We start from the raw sequence: 11,490 nt of genomic DNA, 5'->3' as shown, positions 1-11,490 counted from the left end.
CTCTAGTTCTCCTTCTCCCAAGTTGGGAGAAGGGGTTAGGGGATGAGGGCAAAACGTCCTCTCAAAGCAGATTTTTTCTTAAGTTGACACCAATGCACATCTGTGTGCCCCTACAAAATGCCTGTATTACGACCGAGCAGAACTGCAATAACAGAAATCGGGTAATTTATAAGTCTTTTCCTACAGCACCGCATTAGGTCGTATCTTAAAACACCAGGAATTTTCTGAAGACACTGCACATAACAAATGTTACTGTGGCCTAGTTGAAAACCAAGAGGTAGATAATTTTTGACAGTATTGAATCTGCTTTGTATTTTTACACAACAGTCATGGTCATGGGCACAATATTCAAGTAGCTTGAAATATGAAAATCACTCGTATTCACCGCCAGTTTGAAAAACTATGGTTAACCGTTTTGCTTCCGTGAGTACTGCACTCACACTTAAGGTAGTTGGAATAATCTGCATTTTGTCCTTTTTTGTGGACTTTTTGATTATATTGTTACCCTTTCAACCTACTGATCGGCTATGGCAAATCAACTTGGCAACACAGCTAGTTGATCGGGGAATTGTTCCTTTAGTAGGTTTGGGGCTTCTGTTTGCTGCCTATTGGATTGATAGTGCTGATACAGTTAGCGATCGCCCCCAAGGTTTTGATTTAAGATTTCCCGCCCTGATCCTCTCAAGTATTTTAGGGTTGATGTTCTTGCTGATTTTTCCCCTGCACCTCAATAACGTCAATCAAGCTAAGACTCAAACACTCAATCGCATCGCCCAAGAAGCAGATCAGGCAGAAAATCAACTGAACACTCGGTTGTCACAATTGCAAGCACAACTGAATACCGATCAAGGAAAAGCGCAACTAGAGCAGCTGCGAAACCAAACCAAAGCTCAGTTTAGTGAAATCCTCAAAGATGATCAAAAATATAAGCAAGCACTTGAAAGCTCTCAAATTCCCGCAAATATCAAAGAGTTACTCAAGAAGGCTAAAACAGATCCCCAAGTACTTGACAAAGCTATCGAACAACAAACAGATGTTCAAACGCTGCGAACTCAACAACTGAGCCAAGTTCGCCAGCGTAGAGACGAAGCAGAGACACAAGCTAAAGATACTGCTTGGAAGTCTGGACTGCGGATTGGGATTAGCAGTTTGCTGTTGTCCATTGGTTACATTATCATCGGCTGGACAGGCTTAAGAGGTAGAGGTGCTGTACAAGGTGGTCAACCTAGAGCTACCGCCCGCTAATCCACTATTAACATGGCAGTAGAACGTATCCAAATAATTGTTGACGGCTCATACTGCCATGCGCCTAATAGCTAATAACAATAAAAAGGCAATTATCAGTTAGTAAAATCGCTATAAAACTTGAGTAATGTTCTCAATTTACATACTGACATATAACGAAGAACTAGATATTGCTGCTTGTATCGAATCAGCAATGTTATCGGATGACATTATTGTTGTGGATTCATGCAGTAGCGATCGCACTGTAGAAATTGCCAGTCGCTATCCCATCCGCGTCGTCCAACACGCTTTTGAAAGCCACGGACGCCAACGCACCTGGATGTTAGAGTCTATCCCGCCGAAGCATGAATGGGTTTACATTCTCGAAGCTGACGAGCGCATGACACCAGAACTGTTTGCGGAATGCCAAAAGGCAAGTCAGAATCTAGATTACATCGGTTACTACGTGGCTGAACGTGTCATCTTTATGAATCGTTGGATTCGCTACAGTACACAGTATCCCCGTTACCAAATGCGCCTCTTTTGCCACGGAAAAGTCTGGTTTACAGACTACGGTCATACTGAACGGGAAGTTTGTGAGGGTGCAACTAACTTTTTGAAAGAAACATACCCCCACTACACTTGTAGCAAGGGCTTGAGCCGCTGGATTGAAAAGCACAACCGTTATTCTACAGATGAAGCTCAAGAGACATTGTATCAACTAGAACAAGGAAAGATTAGCTGGCAAGATTTATTTTTTGGCAAATCGGAAGTCGAAAGACGCCGTGCCCTGAAAGATTTGTCTTTGCGTTTACCCGCCAGACCGTTGCTACGATTTGTATATATGTATTTTATCTTAGGCGGCTGTTTAGATGGACGCGCCGGAATGGCTTGGTGTACATTGCAGGCATTCTACGAATACCTGATTTTGCTTAAAGTCTGGGAAATGAAGTATCTACCAAAACCTAATTTAGACACAACAGCAATTCTGGTACAAGAGAGTACACAACAGGTACAATGCGCGGATTCTGAAACTACACAGGCTGATGCAGCGTAAAGGAAACTGGATTAGGACTTACGCATTCGTGACGAAAAACCAAGCCTTTGCGATTACTTCGCTTCTCTACGAGAGGCTGCGCCAACGCTCGTAATGACGTAAGATCGTAGTCTGTGCGTAAGTCCTATAGAGATTAGAAGCAGTGATCGCCTATCCATCTAGCGTAAGCGCTCGCAAAATCAGAATTCAGAAGTGGGGCACACAGTTAGCTGTGCGCCCCCACTGCATCTAAACAAGAACCACCATAATAAATTAATATTTTTTTAACAGAGCATTTTCATAAAAGCCGCTCTTGCTTAAATGTGAGTGACTGACCAGATAAAATAATTCCTTAGTTTACCCAATGGTACTTTCACAATCATCAGCAGCTTTTGATTGAACGCGGTAGATTAGTAATACTTAAGGACTTGCAACAATCATTTACAAGTCTTACAAAGAAAAGTAACAGCCTCTGAGAACCAGTCGCCATCAGATTGGTTAATGTCTATGTGTATGCTTATAGAAAAATAGGTGATTTCCAACAACAAGTACGTGTTTTTGCGGCAGCAGTCAACTTGCTAGCGTTTTGGATAGTTACTTGCGGCAGAAACTACCAAAGTTAAAGTCTTCGGAATTTGACAAATCTGCTGGTATGGATACCAATAACAAAAGTTCCTCTAGCTTAAAACAGGAGAATCGGGGCTTGGTAATTGATCGCCTAAAACAGGACTTAAAAAACGACCTGATTGCTGGTTTGTTAGTAGTAATTCCCCTAGCAACCACTATCTGGCTGACAATTACCATTGCTACTTGGGTAATCAACTTCCTCACCCAAATTCCCAAACAACTGAATCCCTTTGATGGGTTAAACCCCATTGTAGTAAATCTACTGAATTTATTAGTAGGATTGGCTGTACCACTACTAAGTATACTATTGATGGGCTTAATGGCTCGGAATATTGCTGGGCGGTGGTTGCTAGATTTTGGTGAGCGATTATTACACGCAATTCCCTTAGCAGGGCAAGTATACAAGACCCTCAAACAGCTTTTAGAAACAATACTAAAAGATTCTAATGGCAAGTTTCGCCGTGTAATTTTGGTAGAGTATCCTCGCAAAGGAATTTGGGCGATCGCCTTTGTTACTGGTGTAATCAGCAGTGATATCCAAGCCCAAATGTCTCGCCCCCTGCTAAGTGTTTTTATCCCCACCACTCCGAATCCGACTACCGGATGGTACGCAGTTGTTCCTGAAGACGAGGTGGTGAACCTCTCCATGTCGATTGAAGACGCCTTTAAAATAATTGTATCAGGTGGTATTGTCGCTCCCAATACGCCCTTGCTTTTCCCCAAACAGTCCACATTGGAAGTGAAACACGACGAAATCAAGCAGCAGGTTATTCCCGTTGAAGAAACTTAAAATCAATCTGGCAAAGTCACAAGCAAATGCGTAATGTTGTTGTTTAGCAGTGCCAAAATTGATAGACTTGTAAGTTTGTCCCGCCTAGTTAATCAGTTCTCGCACAATCACCCCTCAGTTTTATGCAACCTCGTAAACCCCAGCAAATTGCTCGTGAATTGGCGCTTTTAAGTCTTAGCCAATTGCCAGTTAACCCAAAGAAATTAGACAAATTGGAAGACGATCAACTAGTATCCAAATTGGTGCTAGGAGCAGTACGCACCCTGACCTCAGAAGTGCAAGATACCCTCGATAATGCCGCAGGTGAACTGCAACGCAGTAATGATCGCCTCTTAAGTAGCCAAACTCGCGCTTCCGACCTGAATACTGCCAGAACAATGCTTCAAGAAGCGATCGCCTGCACCCAGACAGCAATCAATCAGTTAGGTACGGCAGTTGATTTCCCAGTATTGATTCAGTTAGCCAATCAGGACAAAGGAGTCCGGAATTACGCTAAAGAGCTTGTGATTACAGTCAACGAAAATCGAGACATTATAGAGCAACTCATTTCTACTGCCTTAGTAGATTGGCAAGTAACTCGCCTTGCCCAAATTGACCGCGATATCCTGCAAATCGCTGTGGCAGAAATGAAGTTCTTAGGAGTGCCAGACAGTATCGCCATCAACGAAGCTGTGGAGTTAGCCAAACGCTACAGTGGAGACGAAGGTCATCGGTTTATTAACGGTGTTTTGCGCCGAGTCACTGAGCAGAAAAAAACAGCATAATACCGCTGTGTAATTCGTAATTTATAATACTCGCTAAAGGCGAGAAGCAAGCTACGTAATTCGTAATTACGCTTGATAGCGAAGCGTTAGCGTTAGCGAAGCGGTAGCGAGGACCGAGCGTCCGTAGGAGCGTCTGATTCGCTATAACGCTTCGCCAACGGAATTCGTAATTGCTATACTGCCGTGGAGAAAAGTCTGTAGCCGCTTCTGCGGCTTCCTGCGAGCGGAACTTTTGCCTGCAACCCTTCTCCTAAAAGAGAGGCTACGCGAACGGGCATTCTACGGGAGGCGCTAGCCTTTCCCTTTGGGAGAAGGGAGACGCTGCACGAACGCAGGTAACCCTCTGTTGTACTGATTCTCCTCAAACTGGCGTTGAAAGGTGAGGATAACCCGGAAGTTTTCACCCCAGGAAAAAGTGCAAAGTTAAATTAAACTCATAACTTATAACTTATAACTCATATAACCAATACTGCTGCAATGGTTTTTAATTGGTTCCGTCGTAAATATAACGATTCCTCTGACACTTCCTCTGATAAGAAACAGGAAGAAACTCCTCCTGTACAAGAACTTCAACCAGAGCCAGCCGAAACGCCAACACCAACTGTTGAAACGGCATCAGACACAACGGCAGATTTATTGGCGTTTGCTAAAGCTGCTTACAAAAATATTCAGCAAAAACAACAATCTGAGGTAATAGAAACCTCGCCTGATTCAGTAGATACATCAGCACCATCAGCACAACCTGAAATAGCAGAAACGGCAATTGCCCAAATCACCGAACCAGAAGCAACTGAGTCACTTGCTAGTACAACCGTAGAAACTGCACAGCCAGAAGTTATCCAAGCAGCTACTGAGGAAGAAATTACAGAAGATTCCTCAGTAACAGCAATTGCTGATCCGCTAGGTGTTTCCAGCCCAGAACTAACCGCAAGTGAAGCTGAACCAACACCTACCGAACCAGTAGCTACGCCAGAGGCAACACAGCCAACAGCACCAACCAGTTTATCCTTCTTAGAACGGGCAGCGGCAGAACGGCAAGCCAAGCTGGAACAACTAATAGCCACCGCTACTGAAGTTCCACCGGAGATAGTACAGCCAGTAGCTGCAACCTCAGAGACAGGAGAGGAAATTCCTGGACTAGTATTTGATGATGGGTTTGTCTGGTCGGCGAAAGTCCTAGCTGCTCAAGGTAGAAGTCCAGAAGACGTTTCTATTGAAGAAATTACCTGGTTGAAAAAGCTCCGGCAAGGGTTAGACAAAACTCGCCGTAGTATCCTTAACCAACTGAAGGCGATCGTCGGTCAAGGGCCGCTAAACCTTGCTGCTGTGACGGAAATTGAGGCATTGCTGCTGCAAGCTGATGTGGGTGTAGAGGCGACAGATTTTATTATCAATGCCCTACAGAAAAAACTTCGAGAAGAAGTCACCGCACCTGAAGAAGCGATCGCTTACCTGAAAAAAATCCTCCGGGATATGCTGGATGCGCCGAGCAAGATATCCCACAAAACTACCTTTACCCCAGAAAAAGAAACCCTAAATATTTGGTTAATCACTGGGGTGAATGGTGCCGGTAAAACCACCACCATCGGCAAAATTGCCCACCTGGCACAAAAATCTGGTTATAAATGCTTGATTGGGGCAGCAGACACCTTCCGCGCTGCCGCTGTGGAACAGGTGAAGGTTTGGGGTAGCAGAAGTGGTGTGGAAGTAATTGCCAATCCTGGAAAGAATACAGATCCGGCAGCAGTTGTATTTGATGCGATCGCCGCCGCCCAAGCGCGTCAAACAGAATTACTTCTGATAGATACAGCTGGGCGACTGCAAAACAAGAAAAATTTAATGGACGAACTCAGCAAAATCCGGCGAATTATTGACAAAAAAGCCCCCAATGCCAAAGTAGAATCACTGTTGGTTTTAGATGCCACTTTAGGACAAAATGGACTGCGGCAAGCCGAAGTTTTCTCCCAAGCTGCCCAACTCAGTGGCGTTGTCTTAACCAAGCTAGATGGCACCGCCAAAGGCGGCGTTGCCCTAGCTGTTGTGCAACAGCTAGGTTTACCCATTCGCTTTATTGGTGCTGGCGAAGGAATTGAAGACCTCCGCCCCTTTTCTAGCTATGAGTTTGTCGAAGCTCTCTTGAGTGGCTAAATGAAAAATTTAGAGTTAAAAATTTTTCTTGACAAACTGATAAATTTAGGGCTGACTGATCTGGTATTATCACTTGAACTAATTAGAAACAACATACTGGAAACAGATCAAGTCCTAAAATCATGAATTTGTCACAATCAATGGGTAACTTTTGCTAAAATTTCAAGCTAATGCTCTTTTTTCACACCCTGAATGGGCTTTTTAAATGTAGCAGCATGGGCATTTAGTTGTGACATACAAAAGCCTGTAAACTTGCATCTTGCAGCAATTTAAAGGGCAGGCAAGACGCTCACTCCCACACATAAAACTATTGTCGGATTGGACAACAGTTTAGGCGGTGAGCAGTGGTTGAGGAGCCAGCGCGGGTGAGTCCAGCACTGCAAGAAGGTTTCCTTCCACAGGTGACTGCTGTTAGCTATGGGGACTTGTACTCCTACGGAGAAGCAAGCTAGCAAGAGCGTCCTTTGACAGGACAAGCAACTGCGTTAGCGAGTCGAGAGGGCGGCACGCTGCGCGTAGCTTACTTCAGGTAGAGGTATGAGCGTCAGCTGTTTGCCTAGCACACCTCAAGAAAAGGACAGTTTCCAACCATCAAAACTTCAAAGAACCGTCCACTGTGGACTCAAAAATTGAATTAGTGTAAGTAAGCTGGTTCAACACTCGCAGGTGTATTATCAGCTCCTACTTGCAAAAGTATCCACAAATATTTTATGTAATAAATTGAAAGGTTAGAATTTTGATGTTTAAATGACAACACTCTTCCTGGCTTTTGACTCAAAGTTCTTGAAAAATATTTTTTCGAGATTTAGTGTCATTTCTTATATTCATATTTTACACTTACCAAATGACTTCTCCCTAAAATCAATTACAAGCTAATGGTTTAATTTTGTTATCGCTGACTCAAAAAATTGGGTTATTTCATTTTTGTCCCGTTTCAATAGGTTTAAGTTTGACATTTTCAGCAAATCAAAATTCACAAAACGATAAATTCAAAATCGAAAAGCCTAATCTTAGCGATTATGGTATGCGAATTAAATATTTGAAGATTTATTTACATATTCTCAGGTTTGGGAATGAGTGTAAGTCTGTTTTTTACCAAACCCAAGCTCGATTTGAGCGCTTATAGAGGTTTTCACTCAAAAGACTTCTAGTCTCCTAGTTGCCTTTGCCCAAATACTCACTTTGAAAGCCTGATGAATTATTCTTTTAATAAATGATTTTTATGACTTTAGAGATATGCTTTGGAAATCAAGTTATGAAAAAATGAAAAGCTTTCTGAACTATCACCGAAACTAGTAATTTTTACGGGTTGGGTTTTAATTAAAAACACATGGTTTGAAATTACTAATATTCCATCAAAAATCCAAAAAGCAAATAAAATACTTATAAAAGTCGCCTGTTACGTCTTTATACTCTTGCTAAAGTGACAAGTCTTGTCTAAATATGGTTTAGCAATGCCAAAGCCAAAAGATTTATAAGTAATCTGAAATCTCCCAATATAAAGTGCAATAGTACCTGTGCCTGTGTCTCAACTGCCCTCTCAACCCACTGACAACAATAGTAGTGCCGCGACGGATGTCACACCAGTCGTGGCACTCAAAGAACTTGTGGCAAGGTTGCACCGGGAACAGAACAAAATTCAAGATTTGCTGAGTTCTTTAGGATTTGCCCTGAGAAGTTTCAATAATTTAAATCAGTTTTTGGAACTGATCCCGTTGATGGCAACAAGAGTGACAGATGCAGACGGCAGCGCCCTGTTTCTCTACAAACCTAATGGTCAAGTCAGGTTAGAGCAGTTACATTGGCAAGATAGTCGCCAGCGAAAGAATATCCGCAAAGCGTTAGAAATAGCCAGTAGTCAAATCACGTTTATGCCCAATACTGCCCCTCTAGCGAATGCCACAGGAATTTTGGATGACCAGATGCATCGCTATTTGGGGCCAGATGTACAAATCTTTGGTACGGCGATTTTGGTGAAGCATACAGAACGGGGATGGCTCTATGTCTTGAGCCGCGATCCAGAATATAGTTGGACAGAGACTAGGCAAAAGTTAGTTAGGTTAGTAGCAGATCAAACAGCGGTAGCGATCGAAAACGATGAACTAGCTGTAGAACTAAGAAAAAAAGAACGCCTAGACCAAGAATTAGAAATTGGCGCAGAAATTCAACGACGACTTCTGCCACGTCAATGCCCCACAATCCCTGGTGCAGTCCTAGCAGCACGCTGTAAACCTGCTAATCGCGTCGGCGGAGATTACTACGACTTTATTGCTACCAATGACAATAAGATTCAGCCTCAGACCAAAGGCAGCACAGAAACTAGTCGCTGGGGTTTGGTTATTGGAGATGTTATGGGCAAAGGTGTCCCCGCTGGGCTGATTATGACGATGATGCGGGGAATGCTATGGGGAGAAGTGCTACATGGTAATTCCCCAGCAGGAATTCTGCAAAATTTAAATAGAGTTATGTATGCGGATTTGGAAAATTCCCACCGCTTTGTAACGTTATTTTACTCAGAATATAATCCCTATAATCGAATTTTGTCTTATAGCAATGCGGCACACAATCCTCCCTTGTGGTGGCACGCAGCCACGAAAACCGTCAGCCGTTTAGACACTCTAGGAATGTTAATCGGTTTGGATGCTAACAGCCAATATGAAGATGCCCAGGCACAGTTAGAGCCTGGGGATACAATTATTTACTATACAGATGGCTTGACCGATGCTGCTGCTGCTGGTGGCGATCGCTTTGATGAAGAAAACTTTGTCGCTGGCTTCAGTACGGCTTGTAAGTACTGCAATGGCCCACAGGAGATTGTAGATTACCTATTTGACCAAGTTCAACAATTCATTGGTGATGATAAGCAAAACATTGACGATATGACACTAGTTGTTCTGCAAATTTTATAGTCATTAGCCATTTTTGCTTGGTCAAGTCATCAGTCAATGCTTAAGCTTATGGTGACTGGGAATTCACCACAGTGATTCTAGTAAATTTAATTTTTTATTTATTTTTTCTTTGAATTTCCGTGGTGATCGCTCAAATGGTCGCACATCAACCTTTTTTCCGGACTTGTTTGTATTTAGCCTTTAGGATGATACATAAAAAATGATCCTTAGAATACTTTTCTGTTCAAGTAAAAACTATATATTTTGCACATCTAGCACAGTAGGAAACGCCGAGGGGGAGACCAGGTAAAAGGTAAAAGGTACAAGGTAAAAAGTAAAAGGTAAATTTACTTCTTCATTTTTGCTTTCTTTATTATCCTTGTGACGCAAGCATTTGGCCTGCTCCGTTTTAGCGTTTTAATTTTTCCTTTCTCCGCCGTAGCAAGTTCACAACAGCTACGACGGAGTTTTGCTTTGTTTATTTCTCAGGTTTATATCTAGTTTTTTCAACTTCCTTGGTATTTAAGTTAATAACCTTCATTTAATGATTTGTCAAGATATTTGTGAAAAGATTTTAGATGCAGAATTCAGAATTCAGATGGCTATTGGCTATTCTTGCGCCCCAGCATTTTGCAGACTTTGCACCACATTCTTATAACCATTAAATTCTGCAATCATCAAAGCAGTATAACCACCCCGGTTTTTCAAATTCACATCCGCCCCAGCTTGCAGTAATAACTGCACAATTTCGCCATAACCTGCTGAGGCAGCCCACATCAATGATGTTGCCCTCGCTGAGTCTTGAAAATTCACATCTGCCCCCTTTGCCAGCAGCAAATGTATGATCTCTGTGTGCTTGCGTTCGGTTGCTTTGATTAAAGCAGTTTTGCCATCATCTCCTGGAGTGTTGGCATCAGCACCATACTCTAGCAACACTTTCACTGTTTTGATGTGTCCTTGTGATGCAGCTAACGTCAAAGGTACTTCACCAAGATTTTTCCCATTAATATCTCCTCCAGAATGCAGCAGTGCCTCGACAATTTGGCTATGTCCCTGCAATGCTGCTACAAGCAGTGGCGTATCACCCAGGTGGTTTCTAATTTGGACATCTCCACCCTTGTTAAGTAACATTTGCACCATATCAATGTAGCCTTCCACAGCGGCTAGATGTAAGGCAGTTTCACCATCTTGGTCTTGGAGATTAATCTCGGCACCTCGATCCAGTAAAGCTGCCGCAATTGCACTGTGTCCCCCTGCTGCTGCTGCCGAGAGGGCAGTTCCACCATCAGCGTTTTTCAGATTCACATCAGCCCCTGCTGCCAGGAGTGCTTCCACAATCTCCAGATGTCCCAAGTCTGCTGCTAATGTTAAGAGTGTCTCACCCTCCTGATCTTGGATATTGACATCCGCACCAGTTTGGAGAATTGCTTCTATAACTTCTATTTTTCCGTGCTTAATGGCGAGTTTCAACGCAGTATCATCATCTTTATCTGTGATATTCACTCTCGCACCAGCAGCCAATAAGACTCGTACTACATCTACATGGCCTTTGAGTACTACTGCCATTAAAGCTGTACTGCCATCTTCATTAGTGGCATTGACATCAGCACCTTTGGATAGTAAAAGCTGCACAATGTCAAGCTGTTTGGCACTAGCTGCCAACATCAAAGCCGTCAAACCATAGAGTTTTCTTTTCAAGTTGATATTTGCCCCAGCATCCAGCAGCGATCGCACAATTTCGGTGTAGCCTAAATTGGCAGCAAACATTAACGCCGTCGTGCCTTGACGATCGCACGCGTCCACCAAGGCACCAGCAGCTAGTAGCGCACACAGATGCTTAATATCCCCACTTTTAGCAGCTTTTAGCAGCAAGGTATCGTTGTTTTCAGTCATGAATGAAATCCCACACAGGGGGTTCTGTTCGTCTACGCTTAAAATTTAGTCTGAGATTGTTTATCCACTTTGGCAAGAGGGTTATCCAATTCAGAATTCACTCATTCGTCTTAGAAAGTT

The 11,490-nt window shown here is 43.0% G+C and carries 8 protein-coding genes; 7 read left to right on the top strand and 1 reads right to left on the bottom strand.

All coding sequences use genetic code 11. The features are described from left to right. The 7 genes from V7L29_RS04355 to V7L29_RS04325 all read left to right on the top strand — a co-directional run. The coding region (locus V7L29_RS04355; RefSeq protein ID WP_334734646.1) for a hypothetical protein at positions 1-197 on the top strand (197 nt) is incomplete at its 5' end. Between the two features lie 205 nt (positions 198-402). After that, positions 403-1,245, top strand: a complete 843-nt coding sequence (hpsJ-B, locus tag V7L29_RS04350; RefSeq protein WP_334694327.1) for a hormogonium polysaccharide biosynthesis protein HpsJ — start codon at positions 403-405, stop codon at positions 1,243-1,245. 127 nt (positions 1,246-1,372) lie between these two features. Further along, positions 1,373-2,281, top strand: a complete 909-nt coding sequence (locus V7L29_RS04345; RefSeq protein ID WP_334734645.1) for a glycosyltransferase family 2 protein — start codon at positions 1,373-1,375, stop codon at positions 2,279-2,281. A 631-nt stretch (positions 2,282-2,912) separates the two neighbouring features. Then, the gene (locus tag V7L29_RS04340; protein WP_334734644.1) at positions 2,913-3,677 is read left to right on the top strand and encodes a DUF502 domain-containing protein; all 765 of its coding nucleotides are present in this window, start codon (positions 2,913-2,915) and stop codon (positions 3,675-3,677) included. A gap of 122 nt (positions 3,678-3,799) precedes the next feature. Next, positions 3,800-4,441 carry a transcription antitermination factor NusB gene (gene nusB, locus V7L29_RS04335; RefSeq protein ID WP_334734643.1) on the top strand — a complete coding sequence of 214 codons (642 nt, stop codon included), beginning with the start codon at positions 3,800-3,802 and terminating at the stop codon, positions 4,439-4,441. Between the two features lie 477 nt (positions 4,442-4,918). Next, a complete protein-coding gene (gene ftsY, locus V7L29_RS04330; RefSeq protein ID WP_334734642.1) occupies positions 4,919-6,589 on the top strand; it encodes a signal recognition particle-docking protein FtsY in 1,671 nt (556 codons plus the stop codon). A gap of 1,517 nt (positions 6,590-8,106) precedes the next feature. Then, positions 8,107-9,498: a PP2C family protein-serine/threonine phosphatase gene (locus tag V7L29_RS04325; RefSeq protein WP_334734641.1), complete on the top strand. Its 1,392-nt coding sequence runs from the start codon at positions 8,107-8,109 to the stop codon at positions 9,496-9,498. Positions 9,499-10,086: 588 nt separating this feature from the next. Here V7L29_RS04325 and V7L29_RS04320 read toward each other — a convergent pair. Continuing rightward, the gene (locus V7L29_RS04320) at positions 10,087-11,370 is read right to left on the bottom strand and encodes an ankyrin repeat domain-containing protein (RefSeq protein WP_334734640.1); all 1,284 of its coding nucleotides are present in this window, start codon (positions 11,368-11,370) and stop codon (positions 10,087-10,089) included. Positions 11,371-11,490: the final 120 nt, after the last annotated feature.

Origin of the sequence: Nostoc sp., from assembly GCF_036916575.1 — a bacterium.
Lineage (GTDB): Bacteria > Cyanobacteriota > Cyanobacteriia > Cyanobacteriales > Nostocaceae > Nostoc.
Note: the sequence above shows the minus strand (reverse complement) of the source record. Positions and strands in the feature narration are given on the sequence as shown.